This window comes from Streptomyces sp. B1I3, assembly GCF_030816615.1.
Classification (GTDB): domain Bacteria; phylum Actinomycetota; class Actinomycetes; order Streptomycetales; family Streptomycetaceae; genus Streptomyces.
The window spans coordinates 2260150-2283321 of record NZ_JAUSYD010000001.1 but is presented as its reverse complement, the minus strand read 5'-3'; the positions used below and the strand labels follow the sequence as shown (position 1 = coordinate 2283321).

The 23172-nt window shown below is 71.3% G+C and carries 22 protein-coding genes; 9 read left to right on the top strand and 13 right to left on the bottom strand.

Annotated features, from left to right (window positions below; all coding sequences use genetic code 11):
- Positions 1–12: 12 nt before the first annotated feature.
- Entirely contained in the window at positions 13–4740 is a 4728-nt protein-coding gene (locus QFZ58_RS10350) for a DEAD/DEAH box helicase (protein ID WP_307124638.1), read from the bottom strand.
- 125 nt (positions 4741–4865) lie between these two features.
- Here QFZ58_RS10350 and QFZ58_RS10345 point away from each other — a divergent pair, with 125 nt between their 5' ends.
- The 3 genes from QFZ58_RS10345 to QFZ58_RS10335 are packed head-to-tail and all read left to right on the top strand — an operon-like array spanning position 4866 to position 6842.
- Positions 4866–5735 (top strand): AraC family transcriptional regulator, encoded by an 870-nt coding sequence (locus tag QFZ58_RS10345; protein WP_307124637.1) that lies wholly within the window; start codon positions 4866–4868, stop codon positions 5733–5735.
- A gap of 10 nt (positions 5736–5745) precedes the next feature.
- Complete coding sequence (locus tag QFZ58_RS10340) at positions 5746–6540, top strand: AzlC family ABC transporter permease (RefSeq protein ID WP_307124636.1); 795 nt, start codon at positions 5746–5748, stop codon at positions 6538–6540.
- On the top strand, positions 6537–6842 hold the full coding sequence (locus QFZ58_RS10335; RefSeq protein ID WP_307124635.1) for an AzlD domain-containing protein: 306 nt from the start codon (positions 6537–6539) through the stop codon (positions 6840–6842). The genes QFZ58_RS10340 and QFZ58_RS10335 overlap by 4 nt, the downstream gene beginning before the upstream one ends.
- 19 nt (positions 6843–6861) lie before the next feature.
- On the opposite strand, the gene QFZ58_RS10330 is transcribed toward QFZ58_RS10335, so the two are convergent.
- The gene (locus QFZ58_RS10330; RefSeq protein WP_307124634.1) at positions 6862–7776 is read right to left on the bottom strand and encodes a hypothetical protein; all 915 of its coding nucleotides are present in this window, start codon (positions 7774–7776) and stop codon (positions 6862–6864) included.
- A gap of 79 nt (positions 7777–7855) precedes the next feature.
- On the opposite strand from QFZ58_RS10330, the gene QFZ58_RS10325 reads away from it, so the two are divergent.
- Positions 7856–8050 (top strand): DUF3046 domain-containing protein, encoded by a 195-nt coding sequence (locus QFZ58_RS10325; RefSeq protein ID WP_307124633.1) that lies wholly within the window; start codon positions 7856–7858, stop codon positions 8048–8050.
- 126 nt (positions 8051–8176) lie between these two features.
- Positions 8177–9298 carry an AI-2E family transporter gene (locus QFZ58_RS10320; RefSeq protein WP_307128820.1) on the top strand — a complete coding sequence of 374 codons (1122 nt, stop codon included), beginning with the start codon at positions 8177–8179 and terminating at the stop codon, positions 9296–9298.
- Here QFZ58_RS10320 and QFZ58_RS10315 read toward each other — a convergent pair.
- Complete coding sequence (locus QFZ58_RS10315) at positions 9257–9448, bottom strand: hypothetical protein (protein ID WP_307129097.1); 192 nt, start codon at positions 9446–9448, stop codon at positions 9257–9259. The genes QFZ58_RS10320 and QFZ58_RS10315 overlap by 42 nt on opposite strands.
- A 538-nt stretch (positions 9449–9986) precedes the next feature.
- Here QFZ58_RS10315 and recA point away from each other — a divergent pair.
- The gene (gene recA / locus QFZ58_RS10310; protein WP_307124632.1) at positions 9987–11120 is read left to right on the top strand and encodes a recombinase RecA; all 1134 of its coding nucleotides are present in this window, start codon (positions 9987–9989) and stop codon (positions 11118–11120) included.
- Positions 11121–11123: 3 nt separating this feature from the next.
- Entirely contained in the window at positions 11124–11816 is a 693-nt protein-coding gene (gene recX / locus QFZ58_RS10305; protein WP_307124631.1) for a recombination regulator RecX, read from the top strand.
- A gap of 333 nt (positions 11817–12149) precedes the next feature.
- Here recX and QFZ58_RS10300 read toward each other — a convergent pair whose 3' ends face one another.
- The 9 genes from QFZ58_RS10300 to QFZ58_RS10265 form a co-directional block, all read right to left on the bottom strand.
- Positions 12150–12845 carry a hypothetical protein gene (locus QFZ58_RS10300; RefSeq protein ID WP_307124630.1) on the bottom strand — a complete coding sequence of 232 codons (696 nt, stop codon included), beginning with the start codon at positions 12843–12845 and terminating at the stop codon, positions 12150–12152.
- Between the two features lie 103 nt (positions 12846–12948).
- Entirely contained in the window at positions 12949–13380 is a 432-nt protein-coding gene (locus tag QFZ58_RS10295) for a rhodanese-like domain-containing protein (RefSeq protein ID WP_307124629.1), read from the bottom strand.
- Positions 13377–13967, bottom strand: a complete 591-nt coding sequence (locus tag QFZ58_RS10290) for a cysteine dioxygenase (RefSeq protein ID WP_307124628.1) — start codon at positions 13965–13967, stop codon at positions 13377–13379. The genes QFZ58_RS10295 and QFZ58_RS10290 overlap by 4 nt, the downstream gene beginning before the upstream one ends.
- Positions 13968–14040: 73 nt before the next feature.
- Positions 14041–14088 carry a hypothetical protein gene (locus QFZ58_RS34450; RefSeq protein WP_309506048.1) on the bottom strand — a complete coding sequence of 16 codons (48 nt, stop codon included), beginning with the start codon at positions 14086–14088 and terminating at the stop codon, positions 14041–14043.
- A gap of 71 nt (positions 14089–14159) precedes the next feature.
- On the bottom strand, positions 14160–15797 hold the full coding sequence (locus QFZ58_RS10285; RefSeq protein WP_307124627.1) for an FAD-dependent monooxygenase: 1638 nt from the start codon (positions 15795–15797) through the stop codon (positions 14160–14162).
- A gap of 188 nt (positions 15798–15985) precedes the next feature.
- Positions 15986–16900, bottom strand: a complete 915-nt coding sequence (locus QFZ58_RS10280; protein WP_307124626.1) for an amino acid ABC transporter permease — start codon at positions 16898–16900, stop codon at positions 15986–15988.
- Positions 16897–17565 carry an amino acid ABC transporter permease gene (locus QFZ58_RS10275; RefSeq protein ID WP_307124625.1) on the bottom strand — a complete coding sequence of 223 codons (669 nt, stop codon included), beginning with the start codon at positions 17563–17565 and terminating at the stop codon, positions 16897–16899. The genes QFZ58_RS10280 and QFZ58_RS10275 overlap by 4 nt, the downstream gene beginning before the upstream one ends.
- 98 nt (positions 17566–17663) lie before the next feature.
- Positions 17664–18500 (bottom strand): glutamate ABC transporter substrate-binding protein, encoded by an 837-nt coding sequence (locus QFZ58_RS10270; protein ID WP_307124624.1) that lies wholly within the window; start codon positions 18498–18500, stop codon positions 17664–17666.
- A gap of 66 nt (positions 18501–18566) precedes the next feature.
- Complete coding sequence (locus tag QFZ58_RS10265; RefSeq protein ID WP_307124623.1) at positions 18567–19352, bottom strand: amino acid ABC transporter ATP-binding protein; 786 nt, start codon at positions 19350–19352, stop codon at positions 18567–18569.
- A gap of 341 nt (positions 19353–19693) precedes the next feature.
- Here QFZ58_RS10265 and QFZ58_RS10260 point away from each other — a divergent pair, with 341 nt between their 5' ends.
- Positions 19694–20386 (top strand): response regulator transcription factor, encoded by a 693-nt coding sequence (locus QFZ58_RS10260; protein ID WP_307124622.1) that lies wholly within the window; start codon positions 19694–19696, stop codon positions 20384–20386.
- Between the two features lie 15 nt (positions 20387–20401).
- Positions 20402–21796 (top strand): HAMP domain-containing sensor histidine kinase, encoded by a 1395-nt coding sequence (locus tag QFZ58_RS10255; protein ID WP_307124621.1) that lies wholly within the window; start codon positions 20402–20404, stop codon positions 21794–21796.
- Positions 21797–21936: 140 nt separating this feature from the next.
- Here QFZ58_RS10255 and QFZ58_RS10250 read toward each other — a convergent pair whose 3' ends face one another.
- Positions 21937–22935 carry a TAXI family TRAP transporter solute-binding subunit gene (locus QFZ58_RS10250; protein ID WP_307128819.1) on the bottom strand — a complete coding sequence of 333 codons (999 nt, stop codon included), beginning with the start codon at positions 22933–22935 and terminating at the stop codon, positions 21937–21939.
- Positions 22936–23172 lie beyond the last annotated feature (237 nt).

The window sequence follows — 23172 nt, the reverse complement described above, 5'->3', positions numbered from 1 at the left end:
CCGACGCCGGCCTCACGCGCGCAGCCGAAGCCCTCGCGGGGTGGCGAGGAATCCCGCCTCCTCCAAGGTGCGGCCCAGCGGGGAGGTGAGGGAGGAGGCGCCGTTCGTGCGCTCCACCGTGACCGTACCGAGCGCCCCCGCACGTGCCGCCGACGCGAGCGCCTCGGCAGCCGCCCGGAGCGCCGGATCGGCCGGTTCGGTGGGCCACGCGAGCAGTGTCTTGCCGCCGCGCTCCATGTAGAGCGTGAGTTCGCCGTCGACGAGGACCACCAGCGCCCCCGCCTTGCGGCCCGGCTTGTGTCCGGCCCCGTCGGGCGACTCGGGCCAGGGCAGCGCCGCACCGTAGGCATTGGCCGGATCGGCCGCGGCGAGGACGAGGGCGCGGGGAGTCGCGCCGGGGTCCGTACGGTCGCGGGCGGTGGACACGGCCCTGAGCCGGTCCACGGCGCCGTCCATCGCGAACTGCGCCGCACCCAGGCCTTCGACGACATATCCGCGGCGGGCCTGCCCGCTGTCCTCGAACGCGGCCAGGACGCGGTACGTCGCGGAGAACCCGCCCTCCACCCCTTCGGCCTGCACGGCGCCGCGCGTCACCACACCGTGGCGGTCCAGGAGCGTGCGGGCGAGGGCGTGTGCGCGGTGGGTGGGTTCGGGCTCGGCAGGGGGCAGAAGGGACCAGCGGCCCGAGACGGTCGGAGGGCCGGTCCGGGACGCGGGGCGGGCGGCCGCGGTCAACGACCCGTAACGGCCGCGTGGCACGCTGCGCTTGGCGCGGTGGGCGGTGGAGCCCGCCGTGCGCCCCGAGCCGAGCAGCGAGCGCAGCGGTGCCAGGGTGTCGTTGGTGAGCCGGCCGGACCAGACCAGGTCCCAGAGGGCGTCGGCCAGCTGCGGGTCTGCGCAGTCGGGGTGGGTGGTGGCGCGTACCTGATCGGCGATCTGGCGGAAGAAGAGGCCGTATCCGCCGGAAAGCGTCGTGAGGACCGACTCGTGCAGCGCGGTCAGCTCCAGCGGACGGGGCGGCGGCAGCAGGAGAGGGGCACTGTCGGCGAGGTAGAGGGAGAGCCAGCCGTCCTTTCCGGGGAGCGCGCCCGACCCGGCCCAGACCACCTCACCGGTGGTGGTGAGCTCGTCTAGCATGGCGGGGGTGTACCCCGCGACGCGGCTCGGCAGGATCAGCTTCTCCAGAGCCGAAGCGGGGACCGGGGCGCCCTGCAACTGCTCGATGGCACGGGCCAGCCCGTCGATCCCGCGCAGGCTGTTGCCGCCGAGGTGCTGCCACTGGGGGAGGAAGCCGGCCAGGGCGGCCGGTGGGACCGGCTCCAGCTCCTGGCGGAGCGCGGCCAGCGAACGCCGGCGCAGCCGGCGCAGGACCGTGGCGTCGCACCACTCCTGGCCGATGCCCGCCGGGTGGAACTCGCCCTGGACGACGCGTCCCGACGCGGCCAGGCGCTGCAGTGCCCCCTCGGTGACGGCGGTGCCGAGGCCGAAGCGGCCGGCCGCCTGCGTGGTGGTGAACGGGCCGTGGGTACGGGCATGACGGGCCAGGAGGTCGCCGAGTGGATCCTTCACCGGTTCGGTGAACGCCTCGGGCACACCCACGGGCAGTGCCGTCCCGAGCGCGTCCCGCAGCCGGCCCGCGTCCTCGATCGCCGCCCAGTGCGGGGATCCGCCGATGCGTACCTGGATGGCCCGCCGGGCCGTGGCCAGCTCGGGAGCCCAGTGCGGCTCGGCGGCGCGCTCGGCCAGTTCGGCGTCCGTCAGGGGGCCGAGGACGCGCAGCAGGTCGGCGACTCCCTCGACGTCCTTGATCTTCCTGTCGTCGGTCAGCCACTGGAGCTCACGTTCGAGTTCGCCCAGTACATCGGCGTCGAGCAGCTCGCGCAGCTCCGCCTGGCCCAGCAGTTCGGCCAGGAGGTGGGAGTCGAGCGAGAGCGCGGCGGCCCGCCGCTCGGCGAGCGGGGAGTCGCCCTCGTACAGGAACTGCGCGACGTAGCCGAAGAGGAGCGAACGCGCGAACGGCGAGGGCTCGGGAGTGGTCACCTCCACCAGGCGGACCCGGCGGGCTTCCAGATCACCCATCAGTTCCGTGAGGCCCGGGACGTCGAATACGTCCTGGAGGCACTCGCGGACCGCTTCCAGGACGATCGGGAACGAGCCGAACTCGGAGGCCACCTGCAGCAGCTGGGACGCGCGCTGGCGCTGCTGCCACAGAGGGGTGCGCTTGCCGGGGCTGCGCCGGGGCAGCAGCAGGGCGCGCGCCGCGCATTCGCGGAAACGGGAGGCGAACAGGGCGGAGCCGCCCACCTGTTCGGTGACGATCTGGGCGATCTCGCCCTTGTCGAAGACGACGTCGGTCGCCCCCACGGGCGGCTGTTCGCCGTCGAACCCGCCGCCGGGGAACCCTGCGCCGGCGGACGCACCGCCCGCTCCACCGCCGGCCGACGCGCCGCCCGTCCCACTGCCGGGACCCGTCTGGGCGGGATCGAAGTCGAAGAGGTCCAGGCCCATGAGGTCGGCGTCGGGCAGCCGCAGGACGATGCCGTCGTCCGCATGCATGACCTGGGCGTCCATGCCGTACCGCTCGCCGAGCCGTGCCGCCAGCGCGAGTGCCCACGGGGCATGCACCTGGGCGCCGAACGGCGAATGCACCACGACCCGCCAGTCACCCAGCTCGTCCCGGAATCTCTCGACGAGAACGGTCCGGTCGTCGGGGACGTGTCCGCATGCCCGGCGCTGCTCGTCCAGGTAGGACAGGATGTTGTCCGCCGCCCAGGCGTCGAGCCCGGCCGCGAGCAGCCGGAGGCGGGCGTCCTCGGCGGACAGCCCGCCGATCTCCCGCAGGAACGCACCCAGGGCGCGTCCCAGCTCCAGCGGGCGGCCCAGCTGGTCGCCCTTCCAGAACGGCAGCCGGCCCGGTACGCCCGGGGCGGGCGAGACCAGGACCCGGTCCCGGGTGATGTCCTCGATGCGCCAGGACGTGGTGCCCAGTGTGAAGACGTCGCCGACGCGGGACTCGTACACCATCTCCTCGTCCAGCTCGCCGACGCGGCCGCCCCCCTTCTTCGGGTCGGCCCCGGCCAGGAAGACGCCGAAGAGTCCGCGGTCGGGGATGGTGCCGCCCGAGGTGACGGCGAGCCGCTGGGCGCCGGGGCGGCCCGTGACCGTGCCGGCGACGCGGTCCCACACGACCCGCGGGCGCAGCTCCGCGAAGGCATCGGACGGGTAGCGTCCGGCGAGCATGTCGAGCACGGCGGTGAAGGCGGACTCGGGCAGCGAGGCGAACGGGGCGGCGCGGCGGGCGAGGGCCAGGAGGTCGTCGGCCTGCCAGCTGTCGAGCGCCACCATGGCGACGATCTGCTGGGCGAGCACGTCCAGGGGGTTGGACGGGATCCGCAGCGCCTCGATGGCCCCTTGGCGCATCCGTTCGGTGACGACGGCGGCCTGTACGAGGTCGCCGCGGTACTTGGGGAAGACGACTCCGGTGGACACGGCGCCGACCTGGTGTCCCGCGCGGCCCACCCGCTGGAGTCCCGAGGCGACGGACGGCGGGGACTCGACCTGGATCACCAGGTCGACCGCGCCCATGTCGATGCCCAGCTCGAGACTCGAGGTGGCGACCACGGCGGGCAGCCGGCCCGCCTTGAGGTCCTCCTCGACCTGGGAGCGCTGCTCCTTGGACACCGAGCCGTGGTGGGCCCGGGCGAGCACCGGGGGCGCCCCTTTGGCCGCCCCGGACTGCGCCATGACCTCGGCGGGGGAATGAGCCTCGGGAAGGGCTCCCACGGACGCCTTGTCGTCGAACGCGGTGCCGGTCGCCCGCTCGTAGGCGATCTCGTTGAGCCGGTTGCACAGGCGCTCGGCCAGGCGCCGCGAATTGGCGAAGACGATCGTGGAGCGGTGCGACTGGACGAGATCGGCGATCCGCTCCTCGACGTGCGGCCAGATGGACGGCTTCTCCGCCTGCTCCGCCCCGCCGTCGGTCGCGGGCGAGCCGCCCAGTTCCCCCAGGTCCTCCACCGGGACGACGACGGACAGGTCGAACTCCTTGGCCGAAGGAGGCTGGACGATCTCCACCTTCCGCTGCGGCGACAGAAATCGCGCCACCTCGTCGACCGGGCGGACCGTCGCCGACAGCCCGATACGGCGGGCAGGGCGGGCCAGCAGTTCGTCCAGCCGCTCCAACGACACGGCGAGGTGCGCGCCACGCTTCGTGCCGGCCACGGCATGCACCTCGTCCAGGATCACCGTCTCGATCCCGGCGAGTGCCTCCCGGGCCGAAGAGGTGAGCATCAGGAACAGTGACTCGGGAGTGGTGATCAGGATGTCCGGGGGCCTGGTCGCCATCGCACGGCGCTCGGCCGGAGGGGTGTCGCCCGAACGGATCCCCACCCGCACCTCCGGCTCGGGCAGACCCAGGCGCACCGACTCCTGGCGGATCCCGATCAGGGGGGAGCGCAGGTTGCGCTCCACGTCGACCGCCAGCGCCTTCATCGGAGACACGTACAGCACGCGGCAGCGCTTCTTCGCCTCGGCGGGCGGCGGCTCGGCTGCCAGCCGGTCCAGCGAGGCGAGGAAGGCGGCGAGCGTCTTGCCCGAACCGGTGGGCGCGACGACCAGTACGTCCGAGCCCTCGCCGATGGCCCGCCAGGCACCCTCCTGTGCCGCCGTGGGCGCGTCGAAGGCGCCCGCGAACCAGCTGCGGGTCGCGGGCGAGAACGAGTCGAGTGCGGAACCGGCCATGCCACCCATCGTGCACCCCGGCACTGACAACGGCCGTTGCGCACGCCTCCCGGCGTGCTCACCGCGTGCCCCCGCCGACAGGACCGAACGGCATACCGCTGCCCCGGACCTGCGAGAATGCCGCCATGGCGGCAGCGGGCGCGACAGGGGAGTGGGCGAGGCACTGGCAGCCCGACGCACTGCCCGGCCTCGATCTGCTGCGTGCCCGGTACGTACGCCACACCTTCCCCCGGCACAGCCACGAGGGCTACGTCCTCGCCGCCGTCACCCGCGGAGTCGAGACGATCGGCCTTCCCCACGACACCGTGCACGCCGGCCCCGGCAGCGTCGTCATGATCAATCCGGAAGTGGCGCACACCGCCCGGGCAGGAGTGCCCGAAGGCTGGGTCTACGCCACGCTCTACCCCTCGGCCCAGGTCGTCAACGACATCGCGGCCGAGCTCACGAGCCTGCGCGGCACCGTCGGCTTCACCGAGACGAGCGTCATCGATCCACCGACCGCCCGGTTGATCACCGAGGTGCACCGGGCCGCCGAGGAGGGCAACGCCCTGGCGGCCGACACCGTGCTGCGCGCCACGGTCGCCCGGCTGCTCGGCCGCCACGGCAGGGCGGCGCCGTTGCCCATACGTACGCCCCACTCCGCAGGAGCCTCCGGGGCGGCCCTCGCACGCGCCGCGCTGGAGGAGCGGATGCAGCGGCCGCCCACCCTGGAGAGCCTGGCGGCGGAGGTCGGCACCAGTTCGTTCGCCCTGCTGCGGGCCTTCAGGAAGCAGTACGGCATGCCCCCGCACACCTGGCTCACGGACGCCCGGGTGCGCCGCGCACGCCGCATGCTCGAGGCGGGGGCCGCGCCGGCCGAGGCCGCCACCGCGGTCGGCTTCACCGACCAGGCCCATCTCAACCGCCACTTCACCCGGATCGTGGGAGTGCCCCCGGGCGCCTACCGGCGGGAGCGCGCAAGAACGTACAAGACCGGCCCGGACGCCTCCCCGTAACGTGCCTGACGTGGCAGAACGAACAACACCTCCTCAGGGTGCCGGAGCCTCCGGCACCGCGGCCGGCGCCCCGCGCACGGCCGGCGCGAAACCGGACGCGGCCGTCGTCCGGGACGCACTCGGCGTGGGCATGGCCGTCGGTCTCTCCGGATTCGCCTTCGGGGTCACCTCGGCGGGCTCCGGGCTCACCCTCCTGCAGACCTGCCTGCTCAGCCTGCTCGTCTTCACCGGCGCCTCGCAGTTCGCACTGGTGGGCGCGCTGGCAGCGGGTGGCAACCCGTACACCGCGGCGGCCGGCGCCTTCTTCCTGGGCGTCCGCAACGCCTTCTACGGGCTGCGGCTGTCGCAGCTGCTGTCCCTGCCACGCGCGCTGCGGCCCCTCGCCGCCCAATGGGTCATCGACGAGACGACCGCGGTCACGCTCGCCCAGCCCACCCGGCGCGCCGCCCGCATCGGTTTCACGGTCACGGGGCTCACCCTCTACACCCTGTGGAACCTGACCACCCTGGTGGGCGCGCTGGGCGCCGAAGCGCTCGGCGACACCGACGCCTGGGGTCTCGACGCGGCGAGTCCCGCGGTGTTCCTCGCCCTGCTCGCACCGATGCTGAAGACCACCACGGAACGCGCCACGGCCGGACTGGCCGTCCTGTTGGCCCTGGGGCTGCTGCCGGTGCTGCCGGCAGGTGTGCCGGTCCTCGTGTCCGCGTCTGCCGCACCCGTCGTCCTCTTCCTGCTGGGGCGCGGGAAGCGGGGCCCGGACGAGACCGCCACCGACGGCACCGAGAACACCCGGGAGAGCCGATGAACATCTGGATCGCCATCGCGCTCACCGCGGCCGGTTGCTACCTCGCCAAGCTCCTGGGGCTCCTGGTGCCCGCCGGTCTGCTGGAGCGGCCGCTCGCACAGCGGCTGGCAGCACTCCTCCCGGTCGCGCTGCTCGCGGCCCTCACGGCCCAGCAGACGTTCGGGGACGGGCAGCAGGTGGTGCTGGACGCACGAGCGGCCGGGCTCGGGGCGGCGGCGGTCGCCCTGGTCCTGCGGGCCCCGTTCCTCGTCGTGGTCGGTGCGGCCGTCGTGGTCACCGCGGGCGTACGCGCCCTGGCGTAGCGCATACGGCGCCGCCGGTTCAGCCGGGGCCGTGCCCGTACGCACGCAGTGTCTGCAGCGCCTTGAGCGTCACGATCGGGCGCCCTTCCAGGGCCGTTCCGGGAGCCCACTGCCGCCAGGTGACCGGCCAGCCGCCGTCCTCCTCCTGCTCGGCCGCCAAGTGCTCCAGGGAGCTCGCCATCTCGCCGTCGCTGAACCACCGGCGTGCCAGCGACCCGGGTGTCCGGGCGTAGTCGTGCGGGAAGTGGTGTTCCCCCGGCGCGTAACCGGGCGCCACCGGGTGGTCCGGGCGCCGCAGCGGGTCCAGGACCACCAGGCGCCGCTCCCGTACCAGGTGGCCCAGCCGGTCGGCAGCGGCCTCGGCCCGCCCACGGTCGGGGACGCCGTCCAGGAAGGCGACGGCCGCCTCGATCTCGTACGGGTGCGACTGCTCCAGCGCGTCGACTGCGGCCCAGCAGAAGTCGGTCGCCCGGAAGAGCCAGGCGTGCCACACCTGGTTGCGGTGCAGGAGCCCCACGACCGGGCCCGTGGCCAGCAGTTCGGCGGGCGGGTCGTCGACGACGGGGATGAACGGGGCGGCGGGGTAGCCGCGCTGCGAGGGGAGCAGGGCGGGCAGGGCGCCCTCCCTGGTCGACACATCCGTCAGGTAGCGGCAGATCCGCTCCACCCCCAGACCACGGCAACGGCCGATCGAGTCGAGAACCTTCAGCGCGTGGGCGACGTGCAGCGGCTGGCTCACGGGTCCGCGCAGATCGGGTTCGAGCGCGTGACCGTAGCCGCCGTCCTCGTTCAGATAGGCCGCGAGCGCGGTCTCGACGGCGTCCGCGCTCCCGCCCAGGAAGAGGTGGGCGAACCGACGCTGCTCGAGGACGCGTGCGGTGAGCCAGACGAACTGTTCGGCACGGGCGAGAGGATCTTCTCCGGTTCCAGCCATGGACCGACCGTAGAGGGGAAGAACCGCCGGCATGGTCCTCCCGGTCCGGCTGCACCCCCAGGAGCGGGATACTGAAGTCATGCGGTTGACGATTTTCTGGGAGCGGATGGCGGACCACTTCGGTGAGACGTACGCGGATTCCTTCGCACGCGACCATGTGATGGCCGAACTCGGCGGTCGCACGGTGCGGGAGGCCCTGGCCGCGGGATGGGAGACGAAGGACGTCTGGCGGGCGGTCTGCTCCGCGGTGGGCGTTCCCGCGGACAAACGCTGACCCCAGGTGAGCGAGACTTGCCCCGTGGCACCGACAGACGAGACCGCCCAGACACAGCCGTCCACCCCTCCGCCCGTCCCGCCGGCCGCGCCACCGAATCCGCCGTCCGGCAACGGTCCGGTCCGCATGCCCGGCTGGCTGCCTCGCGCGATGGTCCTGGCCCTGGCGCTCTACGGGTGCTTCCGGCTGGGCAGCTGGGCGTTCGACCAGCTCATCGGGCTGCTGACCAACATCCTCATCGCCTTCTTCCTGGCGCTCGCGATCGAGCCGGCGGTCAGCCGCATGGCCGGCCGCGGAATGCGGCGCGGACTCGCGACCTTCCTGGTCTCCCTCGGGGTGCTGATCGCGGGGGTGGGCTTCGTCGTCCTGCTCGGCTCGATGCTCGCGGGACAGATCGTCAACATGGTCGACGACTTCCCCCAGTACCTCGACTCGGTGATCAAGTGGGTCAACCAGACCTTCCACACGAAACTGTCCCGGGTCCAGGTGCAGGACAGCGTGCTGCACTCCGACTGGCTCCAGAGATACGTCCAGAACAGTGCGACCGGGGTCCTCGACGTCTCCACCACGGTGCTCGGCGGACTGTTCCGGCTGCTCACGATCTTCCTGTTCTCGTTCTACTTCGCGGCGGACGGTCCCCGGCTGCGGCGTGCGCTGTGCTCCGTCATGCCCCCCGCCCGGCAGGGCGAGGTCCTGCGCGCCTGGGAGATCGCGGTGGACAAGACGGGTGGCTACCTCTACTCGCGCGGACTGATGGCGCTGATCTCAGGGGTGGCGCACTACATCCTGCTGGTCGTCCTCGATGTGCCCTACGCGCCGGCGCTCGCGGTCTGGGTCGGCCTCGTCTCGCAGTTCATCCCCACGATCGGTACGTACCTGGCCGGTGCGCTGCCCATGCTGATCGCCTTCACCGTCAACCCCTGGTACGCGTTGTGGGTGCTCGGGTTCGTCGTCGTGTACCAGCAGTTCGAGAACTACGTGCTGCAGCCGAAGCTCACCTCCAAGACGGTCGACATCCATCCCGCGGTGGCCTTCGGATCGGTGGTGGCGGGGACCGCGCTGATGGGTGCCGTCGGCGCGCTCATCGCCATTCCGGCCGTCGCGACGCTCCAGGCGTTCCTCGGCGCGTATGTGAGGCGCTACGAGGTGACGGACGACCCGCGGGTGCACGGCGACCACCGCTCGCGCCGCGGCGAGCCGGTCCTGTCACGGATCCGCCGCGCGGTCGGGCGCGTCCGCGGAAGGTGAGGACGGGGCGGCCTCGACGACGACCAGACCGCCCGGCGTCCCGATGAGGAGCGGGATCGCGTAACGGCCGGTGATCGCGTGCGTGTCGACGGCCGGGCACGGTGCGTGGGACCGGCGTCCAGTGACGATCTCCGAACGGTCCTGCTTCACCCGATCTCGATCTCAATCTCGGCCTTGGCGCACGCTCGCGCCTGCCGCGCCTGCCGCGCCTGCCGCGCCTGCCGCGCCTGCCGCGCCTGCCGCGCCTGCCGCGCCTGGCTGCGAGGCGACGCCCCGGCCGGTGCGGCGGGTGCCTCCGGTGACAAGAGCGACCTTTCCCTGCGGATCGTATGAACGTGTCTCCATATGGTCGGAACGTAACATGGTGTACATCGCAGCTAACTGATCCGGGTGCCCCCGGCTGTCATGGGGCCGCCGCCTTCGCGCGGGGTGGTCGGTCATGGCCGGCAAGGCGGCTCGCAGTCCACTGTGGGGTCGTCCGGTGGGGGAGGTGTGGGAGCGCGGCAGGTCAGCGTGGTGCGCTTGACACTAAAATCGAACATCCATTCATATGGGATTCCGGCCGGGGATTCCCGGGCTCGGCCGTGGAGTTGTCCACAGGCCGGGAGGACGTCGAGGCCCATTGTCAGTGGCAGGGGTTAGCGTCTGTCACGTGAAGCGATCGACTCAAGCAAATCGGGTGGAACCCATGGCAGGAACCGACCGCGAGAAGGCGTTGGACGCCGCGCTCGCACAGATTGAACGGCAATTCGGCAAGGGCGCGGTGATGCGCCTCGGTGAGCGGCCGAACGAGCCGATCGAGGTGATCCCCACCGGATCGACCGCGCTCGACGTCGCGCTCGGCGTCGGCGGTCTGCCGCGCGGCCGCGTGGTGGAGGTGTACGGGCCGGAGTCCTCCGGCAAGACGACGCTGACGCTGCACGCCGTGGCGAACGCGCAGAAGCTCGGTGGCTCGGTGGCGTTCATCGACGCGGAGCACGCTCTGGACCCGGAGTACGCGAAGAAGCTCGGCGTCGACATCGACAACCTCATCCTCTCGCAGCCGGACAACGGCGAGCAGGCACTGGAGATCGTGGACATGCTGGTCCGCTCCGGTGCGCTGGATCTGATCGTCATCGACTCCGTCGCGGCCCTGGTGCCCCGTGCCGAGATCGAGGGTGAGATGGGTGACTCGCACGTCGGTCTGCAGGCCCGTCTCATGAGCCAGGCGCTCCGCAAGATCACCAGTGCGCTCAACCAGTCCAAGACCACCGCGATCTTCATCAACCAGCTCCGCGAGAAGATCGGCGTGATGTTCGGTTCGCCGGAGACCACGACGGGTGGCCGGGCGCTGAAGTTCTACGCCTCGGTCCGGCTGGACATCCGGCGGATCGAGACGCTCAAGGACGGCACCGACGCCGTCGGTAACCGCACCCGCGTCAAGGTCGTCAAGAACAAGGTCGCGCCGCCGTTCAAGCAGGCCGAGTTCGACATCCTCTACGGCCAGGGCATCAGCCGTGAGGGCGGCCTGATCGACATGGGTGTGGAGCACGGCTTCGTCCGCAAGGCCGGTGCCTGGTACACCTACGAGGGCGACCAGCTCGGTCAGGGCAAGGAGAACGCCCGCAACTTCCTCAAGGACAATCCCGACCTCGCCGACGAGATCGAGAAGAAGATCCTCGAGAAGCTCGGTGTCGGCGTCCGCCCGGAGGAACCGGCGGCGGAGCCCGCTGCCGAGGTGGCGGCCGCACCTGGTGCGGCGGCGGCCGACGGGGCGGCGAAGGCGGTGCCCGCTCCCGCGACCAAGGCGAAGCCCGCCAAGGCTCCGGCGGCCAAGAGCTAGGCCGTGACGCGTCGTACGGAGTGGCCGGGTGCCGACGCGGGTGCGGGTCCCGGTCCCGAAAACGCCGCAGAGTCCGCCGACGGCTCCTCGGGGACCGTTCCGGGGGCCGGGTTCGGCGAGGGGGCGGGCCGTCGTTCCCGCTCCCGTTCCAGAAGCAGCGGTTCCCCCTCCTCGTCGAGGGCCGGGAAGGGGGAGCCGCGCGACCCGGTGGAGCAGGCGCGCGCCATCTGCCTGCGTCTGCTGACCGGGACGCCACGCACCCGCAAGCAGCTCGCCGACGCCCTGCGCAAGCGGGAGATCCCGGACGAGGCGGCGGAAGAAGTGCTGTCACGGTTCGAGGACGTCGGCCTGATCGACGACGCGGCGTTCGCAGATGCCTGGGTCGAGTCCCGGCACCACGGCAGAGGGCTGGCCCGTCGCGCCCTCGTGCGCGAGCTGCGCACCAAGGGCGTGGACTCCGCGGTGATCGACGAGGCGGTCGGGCAGCTCGACCCGGAGCAGGAGGAGGACACCGCCAGGGAGCTGGTCGCACGCAAACTCCGCTCCACCCGCGGTCTCGACCGCGACAAGCGCCTGCGCAGGCTCGCCGGCATGCTCGCACGCAAGGGTTACGGCGAGGGCATGGCCCTGCGCGTGGTGCGTCAGGCGCTCGAAGCGGAGGGGGAGGACACGGAAGGACTGGACGAGCCGGTCTGAGCGGGGGAGCGCGGAGCGCGGCGGGGGCGGAGGGGGTCGCTGCCGTGGTGCCTGGGGCGGCTCACGGTGGGGCGGAGGGGGCGCCACCGTGACGCGTGGCGCGGCAGCCGCTCGGGCCCGCGTCCACCGGTTGGGCGTCTGCCGGGTCCGGCGCCGGTCGGTGCCGGTCGGGGCCAACGTTCCCGTGGCTGCGACGCCGGCCGGCGGCTCCCGGTACCGGGGACTTCGGCCGGCCGGCGGTCGCACGGGCGGTGGCGGCGTTCCGGGCAGCTCTCGTGGGTGTGGTGGTGTGCGTGTTGTCCTGCCACGCCCTGCTGCGCCGGCGCACGGGCTTCACTGTCCGGCCAGGGACGCCCGCCGGATCGTCGCGTCGATCAGGGACAGGGCGTCGGAGGCGGTGCGTCCGGGCTGCCGGTTCCAGGGGCCGATCAGGTCGGTCCAGCCCTGCGAGCGCAGCTCGGTGATCAACCAGGCACCGGCACGGTCAACGGTCTCGAGGGAACCGTGCCCGAGCCTGTGCGCGGTCAGCATCGCCCCGCAGAGGCAGCGCGCGCCACGGGCGTTGCGCAGGCGGTACGGGGTGTTCTGCCACCCCCACTCGGTGAGGACCAGCCGCGCATAGCCGAGATGGGTGGAGGGAAGTACATCGGGCTGCCCGATCCGGCGCCATGCGTGGAGACGTTCGGGCAGCACCGCGCCCAGCCGCCCGGGGAGCGGCCGCTCCCCGGGCGGCTGGGCGGGCAGCGCACGCAGTGACTCGTCGATCAGCCGGTCGACGGGCACCGACAGCAGGTCCCGCCAGTCACCCTCGCCTCCCGGCCTCGCCACCTCGCCGGGCGCGGGCGCGGGTGCCGGTGCGGCTGCATGCGCCTGCGCGGTTACGGGTGCAGCGGGTCCTGCGGAGGCGGGGAGGACGGGCTCGGGAGTGGTGCGGTCCCACCCCGTGACGATCTGCTGCCAGACCTGCGAGTCATGGAGCCGGGAGGCCTGGACGTCGAGCTGGTCAGGGGTGGGACGAACGGTGTCCATCGACGCGACATCTCCGTACATTTCGTTCCTCAGTGATGAGGCGAATGTCCGTCGCGCGAGGTGATTGCTCCACCGGGGAGCAGCGTTCGGGTGTGTCAGGCCGTCATTCGGACCTGCCGGACACCGGAAGTGCGACCGGCAGGCCGGCCGCGCGCCAGGCCTGGAAGCCACCGATCAGGTCCGTGGCCCGGCGCAGCCCCAGCTGCCGCAGGGAGGCGACCCCGAGACTCGAGGCGTATCCCTCGTTGCAGATCAGCACGACCGGCAGATCGTGACTCACCGCCTCCGGGGCACGGTGGCTGCCCAATGGGTCGAGGCGCCATTCCAGCTCGTTCCGCTCGATGACCAGCGCACCGGGAATCAGGCCGTCCTTCTCCCGCAGGGCGGCGTACCGGATGTCGACCAGCAGGGCACCCTCGGCCGCCGCGGTCGCGGCCTCCTCGGGACCGATCCGTTCATAGTCCGCCCGGACCCGCTCCAGCAGTTCGTCGATGCCCACCCGCTGCGCCGCGGGGTTCTGGTCCGTCCCGCTCACTGCCAGTCCTCCGGCCCCTCGGTCTGCTCCAGGCGGAGCACCTCGCCGGTGCGGCTGTACCGCCGGATCCGTGGCAGGGGCGGGTAGTACGCATGTACGGAGACTGCGTGCTCCTGCCCTGACTCGTTGAGCACTTCGTGCACGTGGTGCCGGCCGAACGCCCTGCCCCGGCCGGTGGTGAGCAGCCGGGTGCGGTCGATGCCCTGGTTCAGCTCGAGCGTCCGCCAGCCGTCGGTGGGCAGCCGGGCGGCCAGTGAGTTCTCCCGCAGGTCGCCCGAGGCGACGGTGAAGGCGCCGACCGATTCCGCGTGGTCGTGCCAGCCGGTGCCCGTACCGGGTGGCCAGCCGATCAGCCATGCCTCACTGCCGCCGGGGCCTTCGAGGCGGAGCCATGTGCGGCCGTCGGGATCCAGGGGGAGCGAGGCGACGAGAGCGGTGTCCTCCGCGGTCCTGCGGACGAAGTCGAGCAGTTGCGCGGCCGTCGGACCGGGCGCGCCGGATGCGTCGGGTGCGTCGGGTGCGTCGGGTGCGCTGGGGAAGTCGGTGGAATTGCCGGACGTGCGAAGGGAGGGAGTGGGCGTGGACACGGAGACCGTCCTGAGAGTTCGCGGAGGGGCACGGCCGTGCGCAGGCAACAGCACGTCGTGCGGAGGAGGCGATTCAGCAGGAGGGACGACACACGCAGCCCGCATAGCGGACGAGGTCCATATGGACCCTCCGCCACAGGCGCACATCGGTGTCGGTCATGGTCTGGAGTACACCATGTGGGCCTGCGGCGGTCAATCGACGTCCGCGGTCCGGCCGGAACCCGTGGGGGTGTGCGCCTCGTCCCCGCCCGTCGCCGTACCCACGGCACCTCCGCGCGCGGCGTCGGCCGCTGCCAGGAGCTCGGCCGGCCGGACCCCACTGAAGGCCGCCACCAGATGTCCGTCGGGCCTGACGAGCAGTACGGTGTGGGCCGTCGCCCCCGGGTAGCTCTCCGTCAGCAGGAGCTCGGCCTTCACCGGCAGCCCGTCCACCGCCTCGGCGAGCCTGGGCATGACGCCGGCGGTCAGCCAGTGCCGCCGGTCCCACACCCCGGTGCCGGGGGCGATCAGGATCACGAGCAGGTTCCCTCGGCCCAGCCGTTCACGCAGCCGGACCGTATCGCCGTCGGGAGCCGTAACCCGGACATCGGTGACCGGCGCACCCGGGGGCGTTCCCACGGGGGTGTGCGCCTCGGCGTGTTGAGGTGAAAGGGGGGAGTGGGTGTACGAAGGGGGCGCGCCCAGCGGACCGCACCCCAGGTGCCCGTCGGCCAGCAGGGTGTCGTGCCCGCGTGAACGCCCGGGTACGAGCGTCCGCAGGCCCGAACCGCCCCGCAGTATCGGCAGCGACTGGTCGGCGGCGCGCAGCCGGGAGGCGACCGCCGCCCGGCGCTCCGCCTGGTAGCTGTCGAGAAGCAGCTCCGAGGCGCCGTGGTGCCAGGCCTGAGCCAGTTTCCACGCCAGGTTCTCGGCGTCCCGCAGTCCCTCGTCCAGGCCCTGGGTGCCGAGTGCCCCCAGCAGGTGGGCGGCGTCCCCGGCCAGGAAGGCCCGCTTCACGCGCCACCGCCGGGCCAGCCGGTGGTGCAGCGTGTACACACCGGTGTCCAGCAGATCGTAGGCGGGGGTGTCGCCGCACCAGCCGGCCAGCGTGTCCCGGACCCGCGTGACCAGGGCCTCGGGGGTGACGAGTTCACCCCGGGGCGGGAGGAGCCAGTCCAGCCGCCAGACACCGCCCGGCAGTGGCCGGGCGGTGATCTCGGCGCCACCCGTCCGCCAGGGCGGAGAACGGTGCAGCACGGCCTCGCCCGGCCAGGGCAGCTCGGCACGGAGCGCGGCGACGGCATGCCGCTCCACCGCAGTACGGCCGGGGAACCGGATGTCCAGGAGCTTGCGCACGGTGGACCTGGCACCGTCGCAGCCCACCAGGTAGCTGCCGCGCCACCAGGTCGAACCGGGCTCGCGGGTGTGCACCGTGATCCCGTCGGCGTCCTGTTCCAGCGTGTCGATCCGGCTGAACGGCACCGTGCGTACCAGGGTGTGCGCCGTGGCTGCTTCCCGGAGACCTTCGGTGAGTACGTGCTGGGGTACGTGGACGGGAGCGGGCAGCGGAACGGCGCCCTCCTCCTCGCCCAGCGGTACGGCGCGCACCAACTGCTTGCGCCGCACGGACCGCCAGCCGGTCCACCGCAATCCCTCCTCGTGGAGGGCCGTGCACCCGAGCCGGACCACGAGGTCGGCGGTGTCCTCGCGGAGCACCACGGTGCGGGCGGGGCGCGGCTCGTCCTTCCCCGGACCTTCGTCGAGCACGACCGTGGGAACGCCCTGAGCCGCGAGGGCGAGCGACAGCGCCAGGCCGACCGGCCCGGCGCCGACGACGATCACCGGGTCCACGGTACGAGCTCTCCGTCGCGGACGGTCGACGTCGACAGGGGGGAGGGGGGTGCGGCGGCGGACGTTCGGGGCGCGATCACAGAACGTATGCAACCTACTGCCGGTGCTTGCGTCAAGTGACAGTGGAGCGTGGCGGGGGGCGCGGCAGATGCGCCGGCGCCCCCCGGGAGTCACGTGTCGACGGCCCGTCAGGTCCCGTGCCCGTCCTCGATCACGAGCTTCGGCGTGCCGATGGTCTTGAGGCCCCCGTCGGGCCCCCCGCCGACCACCGCGCCCGTGCTCTTCTTCCCTCGCCGCAGCCTGCCCTCGAGCCAGCTCGCGAATGAGGTGATGGCGAAGTTCACCGCGATGAAGATCACCGCGATGACGGTGAAGCACGCGATCGTGTTCGCCCCGTAGTTCGCGCTCATCGGACGGACCGACGCGAGCAGCTCGGGGAAGGTGAGGACCGCACCGCCGAGCGCGGTGTCCTTCACGATGACGACGATCTGGCTGACGATCGCGGGCAGCATGGCGGTCACCGACTGCGGCAGCAGCACGAACCGCATCGTCTGGCCCTTGCGCATCCCGATCGCCTTGGCGGCGTCGGTCTGTCCCTGGGGGAGGGACAGGATCCCGGCTCGCACGATCTCGGCGAGGACCGAGGCGTTGTACAGCACGAGGCCCGTGACGACGGCGTACAGCGGACGCACGTCGCTGGCGATGTCGGTGAACTCCGAGTACGCGGCGTTCGCCGTGATCATCAGGATCAGGACGGGGATGGCCCGGAAGAACTCCACGACGATGCCGGACGGCATCCGCACCCACCGGTGGTCGGAGAGCCGGCCGATGCCGAACAGCGCGCCGAGCGGCAGGGCGATGAGCAACGAGAAGAACGCGGCCTTGAGCGTGTTCTGGAGCCCCGGCCAGAGGTACGTCTCCCACGGCTGGGAGCTCGTGAAGAACGGCTCCCACTTGACCCAGTCGAGCTGGTGCTTCTCGTCGAGACTGGTGTAGAGCCACCATCCCACGGCCACGAGGGCCACGAGGAAGACGACCGTGTACAGGATGTTGCGCCGCTTGGCGCGGGGCCCCTGTGCGTCGAAGAGGACGGACGTCGTCATCGCTTCACCGCCACCTTCTTGCTCACCCAGCCGAGGAGGAGTCCGGTCGGAAGGGTGAGGCAGATGAATCCGAACGCGAAGGTGGCGGAGATCAGGATGAGTTGCGCCTCTGCTTCGATCATGTCCTTCATCAGGTACGCCGCTTCGACCACGCCGATCGCCGCAGCGACGGTGGTGTTCTTGGTCAGCGCGATCAGCACGTTGGCGAGGGGGTTCACGACCGAGCGGAAGGCCTGCGGGAGGATGATCATCCGCAGTACCTGGGTGAAGCTCAGCCCGAGTGCCCGTGCCGCCTCGGCCTGGCCCGCCGGCACCGTGTTGATGCCCGAGCGCAGCGCCTCGCAGACGAAGGCGGCGGTGTAGAGGGACAGTGAGAGGACCGCGAGCCGGAAGTTGACGACCTCGAAGTCGTTGCCGCCTCCGAGGGTGACCTGCAAGGTCTGGAAGAGGCCCAGTGACGCGAAGACGATGATGACGGTCAGTGGGATGTTGCGGACGATGTTGACGTAGGCGGTACCGAATCCGCGCATCAGGGGGACCGGGCCGACCCGCATACCGGCCAGCAGCGTTCCCCATATGAGGGAACCGAGGGCGGAGTAGACGGTGAGTTTCACCGTCACCCAGAAGGCCCCCAGTAGGTCGTAACCTTCAAGAAAGTCGAACACGATCTCCCGTGCTTCCAGGTGTGGGGAGGGCTCGGTGCGCCGCCTCGGCGGCGGCGCACCTCATCGGCCCGGCTTCGGACCGCCCGGCGATAGGGGTCCTACTTGACGACGTCGCCAATCTTCGGCGCGGGCTCGTTCTTGTAGTTGGCGGGACCGAAGTTGGTCTCGACCGCCTTGTCCCAGGAACCGTCCGAAACCATCTTGGTCAGCGCGGCGTTGATCTTCTTCTTGAGGTCGGCGTCGCCCTTCTTCAGGCCGATGCCGTAGTTCTCGTTGGTCATCTTGAAGCCGGCCAGCTTGAACTTGCCCTTGTGGGCGTCCTGGGCCGCGTAGCCGGCGAGGATGGAGTCGTCCGTGGTCAGGGCGTCGACGGCCTCGTTCTCCAGGCCGGTGAGGCACTCGGAGTAGCCGCCGTAGTTCTGCAGCTGGGCCTTGGGGGCGAGCTTCTCCTTGACGTTCTTCGCGGAGGTCGAACCGGTGACCGAGCAGAGGTTCTTGCTGTTGAGGTCCTCGGGCGACTTGATGGTTTTGTCGTCGGCGCGGATGAGGACGTCCTGGTGCGCCAGGAGGTAGGGGCCGGCGAAGTCGACCTTCTGCAGACGCTCGTCGTTGATGGAGTAGGTCGCGGCGATGAACTTGACGTCGCCGCGCTCGATGGCGGTCTCGCGGTCGGCGCTCTTCGTCTCGACGAAGTTGATGTCCTTGGCGTCGTAGCCGAGCTCCTTGGCGACGTACGTGGCGACATCGACGTCGAAGCCGGTGAACTTTCCGTCGGGCGTCTTCAGACCGAGACCGGGCTGGTCGATCTTGATACCGATCGTGATCTTCCCGCCGGAGCCCGCGGCGTCGTCCTTGTCGTCCGAACCACAGGCGGTGGCGGTGAGGGCGAGCGCGAGAACGGCGGCCGAGGCGGCGGTGACCTTACGAAGCTGCATGGTGGAATTCCCTGGGGTTGACGCGATGTGAGTGATCAGCTGGTCCGGAGAACAGCTCGTGCGGGATCAGTGGTGCAGGATCTTCGACAGGAAGTCCTTGGCCCGGTCGCTGCGCGGGTTGCTGAAGAACTGGTCGGGCACTGCCTCTTCGACGATCTTCCCGTCCGCCATGAAGACGACGCGGTTGGCGGCCGAGCGAGCGAAGCCCATCTCGTGGGTGACGACGACCATGGTCATCCCGTCCCGGGCGAGCTGCTGCATGACCTCCAGCACCTCGTTGATCATTTCCGGGTCGAGGGCCGACGTCGGCTCGTCGAACAGCATGACCTTGGGGTCCATGGCCAGCGCCCGTGCGATCGCGACGCGTTGCTGCTGACCGCCGGAGAGCTGGGACGGGTACTTGTCGGCCTGCGTGGCCACGCCCACCCGGTCGAGCAGCGCACGCGCCTTCTTCTCCGCGACTGCCTTGTCCGTCTTGCGGACCTTGAGCTGGCCCAGCATCACGTTCTCGAGCACCGTCTTGTGCGCGAAGAGATTGAATGACTGGAAGACCATGCCGACATCGGCACGCAGCCTGGCCAGCTCCTTGCCCTCCTGGGGCAGTGGCTTGCCGTCGATCGTGATCGCGCCCGAGTCGATCGTCTCCAAGCGGTTGATCGTGCGGCACAGCGTGGACTTACCGGACCCGGAGGGCCCGATGACGACGACGACCTCGCCACGGGCGATGGTCAGGTCGATGTCCTGGAGCACATGCAGCGCGCCGAAGTGCTTGTTGACGTCGCTCAGTACGACAAGGTCGTCTCCCGCGGGCGCTGCATCCTCGGCGGCCTTGGTCACTGAAACTCCGCTCATCGGCTTTTTGCTCCGTCCTCCTCGGTTAGGGAAGGACCCTAGTGACGCAGTGCGATCAGCGTCATTACATCTGAGCGGAAATTGAGCATAACGATCCGGCCGCAACCGGACACTCCGTGTGAACGGGGCGCTCCGCGGCGCTCGGCGGCGTACCGGGTGCATAACGGAAACCCGGTGGCAACGGGGAGGGGCTTGACTGACGTGCCCGTCATCGGAGTGGATGCCCTGGTACGGCAGGCGCGAATCGTCGCCGTACGCGAAGGTATGCCGGTCGTCGCGTCCGGACAGCATTACGCATAGTTTTCGACCGTGCCGAAAAACTCTGAGCGGAGAGGGGGGTCATGAGACTGCTGCTCGTCGAGGACGACGACCACGTCGCGGCGGCCCTGTCCGCCGTGCTCGCGCGCCACGGCTTCCAGGTCGTCCACGCCCGCAGTGGCGAGGAGGCCCTGCGGGCACTGCTGCCCGCGGAGAAGGAACCGTTCTCGGTCGTGCTCCTGGACCTCGGACTGCCCGACCAGGACGGCTACGAGGTGTGCGGGAAGATCCGCAAGCGGTCCGCGATCCCGGTGATCATGGTGACGGCGCGCGCCGATGTGCGCTCGCGGATCCACGGCCTCAACCTGGGCGCGGACGACTACGTCGTCAAGCCGTACGACACCGGTGAGCTCCTGGCCCGTATCCACGCCGTGGCCCGGCGCGGATCGTCCGGTGAGGACACCGGGGCCACCCCGGTCGCGGCCCTGCGGCTCGGACCGGTCCACATCGAGCTGCCCACCCGCAGGGTCAGTGTCGACGGCCAGGAGGTCCAGCTCACCCGCAAGGAGTTCGACCTGCTCGCGCTGCTCGCCCAGCGGCCCGGCGTGGTCTTCCGCCGCGAGCAGATCATCAGCGAGGTGTGGCGGACCAGCTGGGAGGGCACAGGGCGCACGCTCGAGGTGCACGTCGCCTCGCTGCGCTCCAAGCTGCGGCTGCCCGCCCTGATCGAGACCGTGCGGGGCGTCGGTTACCGGCTCGTCCCGCCGTCGGCCTGAGGGCGTACGTACCCGGTGCGCACCCGCCTGCTCCCCCTCCTCATCGTCCTGATGGCCGCCGTGCTGCTCGCCCTCGGCTTTCCGCTGGCCGTACGCGTGGCCGCCGCCGAACAGCAACGGGTCGTCATCGACCGGATCGACGACACGGCGCGCTTCGCGGCGCTGGCGCAGTTCGCCGGCGAGCTCGTCGAGGACTCCGGCGAGCGGCAGCGCATCCTGCAGACCGAACTCGAGGCCTACGACTCGGTGTACGGCATCAGGGCAGGCGTCTTCTACCGGGACGACCGGGCCCTCGCCAAGGCCCCCGCCTCCTGGACGCTGCCGGTCGAGGGGGAGGGGCGCGAGGCGTTCGCGGAGGCGCTGCTCGGACGGCGTTCCCACGACCCGCCGCAGGTCTGGCCCTGGCAGCGCGGCCGGCTGGTCGTCGCCTCCCCGGTCGTCCGGGACGGCGATGTCGTCGCCGTCGTGGTGACCGACTCCCCGACCGGCGACATGCGGTCCCGGACGTTGCGGGGCTGGCTGCTCATCGGCCTCGGCGAGAGCGCGGCCATGCTGGTCGCGGTCGGCGCGGCGTTCCGCCTCACCGGGTGGGTCCTGCTGCCCGTACGCACCCTGGACGCGGCCGCCCACGACATCGCCAGCGGCCGGATGAGGTCGAGGGTCGTAGCCTCCGGCGGGCCCCCGGAACTCAGGCGGCTGGCCCGCTCGTTCAACGAGATGGCGGACAACGTCGAGGACGTGCTGGAGCAACAGCGGGCCTTCGTCGCCGACGCTTCCCACCAGTTGCGCAACCCCCTGGCGGCCCTGCTTCTGCGGATCGAGCTCCTCGCCCTCGAACTCCCCGAGGACAACGAGGAGATCGCCTCGGTGCGCACGGAGGGCAAGCGTCTCGCGCAGGTCCTGGACGACCTGCTGGACCTGGCGCTGGCCGAGCACGCCGCGGCGGACCTCCGGCTCACGGACATCGGCGCGCTCACCGCCGAGCGGGTCGCCTCATGGCGTCCCCTCGCTGAGGAGACGGGCGTACGGCTGACGCTGGACGGCGCGTCCGCGGTGACCGGCTGGGCGGACCCGATCGCACTCTCCAGCGCACTGGACGCCGTCATCGACAACGCGCTGAAGTTCACCCCGCGGGGCCAGGAGGTCACGGTCACAGTGGGATCCGACGGGTCGGGCACCACCATCGTCGTCGCGGACCGGGGGCCCGGTCTGACCGAGCAGGAGCTGGAACGCATCGGCGACCGCTTCTGGCGCAGCAACCGGCACCAGAACATCAAGGGTTCCGGGCTCGGGCTCTCCATCACCCGCACACTGCTGGCGGCGGGCGGAGGGTCCATCAGCTACGACAGTCACGAGCCGCACGGCCTGAGGGTGACGGTCACCGTGCCGCGCAACCCTCCGCACGCCTGAACGGTCCGCGCGCCGGGCCGCCGACCGCACTCCGGGCCGGCCGTCCGCGCGCCGGGCCGCCGACCGCACTCCGGGCCGCCGGCCGTGCTCGGGGCCGGCCGACCGTGCTCGGGGCTCTCGCCCCCGGGCGCTGTCCGTGCTCAGGGCTTGGCCGACCGGTAGTAGCGCTTGGCCCCCTCGTGCAGCGGCAGCGGATCGGTGTAGATCGCCGTCCGGAGGTCCACCAGCTGCGCGGCGTGCACCTCGCGCCCGATCCGGTCCCGGCTGTCGATCACGGTACGGGTGAAGGCCTCGGTCATCAGCGGATCCGTACGGTCCGTCGTGATCAGCAGATTGGCGACCGCGACCGTCCGCACGGCCTGGCCCTGCTGGGCGTCGAGGTAGGCGTCGGCCGGCATCACGGCCGAACGGTAGTGGCGGGTGGACCCGCCGGCCGCCTGGAGCCGCGCGATCAGGGGGTCCTCCAGCGGCACCAGCCGGATGGCGAACTCCTCCGAGAGGTCCTGCACCGCGCCGGTCGGCAGACCGCCGGACCAGAAGAAGGCATCCAGCCGGCCGTCCGTCAGCCGTGCGGGCATGGTGTCGATGCCGGCCTGTACGGGAGTGATGTCCTCGTCCGGATCGAGTCCGGCCGCGTTCATCAGCCGCTCGGCGACGAGGAGTACCCCCGATCCCCGCTGCCCCACGCCGACGCGCTTGCCCCGCAGGTCGGCGACCTCGTGGATCGTGGAGCCCCTCGGGACGACGAGCTGGACGTAGTCGTCGTACAGCCGGACGCAGCCGCGCAGCCGGTCACCGCCGGTCCTCCCGCTCCGGAGGTAGGTGGCCACGGCGTCGGCGGTGGCTATGGTGAAGTCCGCCTTGCCCGTCGCGACCCGTTCGATGTTCTGCTGGGAACCCTCGCTGGTCCGCAGCCGTATCGACACCTTGGGCATGTCCCTGGCCAGTGCACCCTCGAGCCGCTCCCCGTAGCGCTGGTACACGCCGCTGCGGACGCCGGTGGAGAACGTCAGCGAACCACTCGGTTCCGGTGTCCCCAGCGGGAGCACCCACCACAGCAGCAGTCCGAGAACGAGAGCCGCGGCGGCGCCCCCCTGAAGGGCGCGGCGCCGGCCGAATCGGGACAGTGCGTGGAGCATGGCGCGATCCTGCCAGTCCACGCCCCGTCCTGGCCAGGCCGGATCCCCACGACGGGCGCAGGGCCGGGGCCGCCTCCGTCACCGCCTACCCTTGTCCCATGACCAGCGGCAACCGGAGCGAAGCAGTGGACGTCCAGAAGAGCTACGAAGTGCGCACCTACGGGTGCCAGATGAACGTCCACGACTCCGAGCGGCCTCGACCCTACGGGTTCATCCTAGCGGTTCCTGTCACTCTTC

Excerpts from the sequence above, each read along its gene's own strand:
- QFZ58_RS10270 (WP_307124624.1), bottom strand. The coding sequence starts at position 18,500 with ATGCAGCTTCGTAAGGTCACCGCCGCCTCGGCCGCCGTTCTCGCGCTC.
- QFZ58_RS10250 (WP_307128819.1), bottom strand. The coding sequence starts at position 22,935 with ATGCTCCACGCACTGTCCCGATTCGGCCGGCGCCGCGCCCTTCAGGGG.
- QFZ58_RS10320 (WP_307128820.1), top strand. The coding sequence starts at position 8,177 with ATGCCCGGCTGGCTGCCTCGCGCGATGGTCCTGGCCCTGGCGCTCTAC.
- QFZ58_RS10260 (WP_307124622.1), top strand. The coding sequence starts at position 19,694 with ATGAGACTGCTGCTCGTCGAGGACGACGACCACGTCGCGGCGGCCCTG.
- QFZ58_RS10350 (WP_307124638.1), bottom strand. The coding sequence starts at position 4,740 with ATGGCCGGTTCCGCACTCGACTCGTTCTCGCCCGCGACCCGCAGCTGG.
- QFZ58_RS10330 (WP_307124634.1), bottom strand. The coding sequence starts at position 7,776 with ATGGCTGGAACCGGAGAAGATCCTCTCGCCCGTGCCGAACAGTTCGTC.
- QFZ58_RS10345 (WP_307124637.1), top strand. The coding sequence starts at position 4,866 with ATGGCGGCAGCGGGCGCGACAGGGGAGTGGGCGAGGCACTGGCAGCCC.
- QFZ58_RS10335 (WP_307124635.1), top strand. The coding sequence starts at position 6,537 with ATGAACATCTGGATCGCCATCGCGCTCACCGCGGCCGGTTGCTACCTC.
- recA (WP_307124632.1), top strand. The coding sequence starts at position 9,987 with ATGGCAGGAACCGACCGCGAGAAGGCGTTGGACGCCGCGCTCGCACAG.
- QFZ58_RS10300 (WP_307124630.1), bottom strand. The coding sequence starts at position 12,845 with ATGGACACCGTTCGTCCCACCCCTGACCAGCTCGACGTCCAGGCCTCC.
- QFZ58_RS10280 (WP_307124626.1), bottom strand. The coding sequence starts at position 16,900 with ATGACGACGTCCGTCCTCTTCGACGCACAGGGGCCCCGCGCCAAGCGG.
- QFZ58_RS10325 (WP_307124633.1), top strand. The coding sequence starts at position 7,856 with ATGCGGTTGACGATTTTCTGGGAGCGGATGGCGGACCACTTCGGTGAG.
- QFZ58_RS10265 (WP_307124623.1), bottom strand. The coding sequence starts at position 19,352 with ATGAGCGGAGTTTCAGTGACCAAGGCCGCCGAGGATGCAGCGCCCGCG.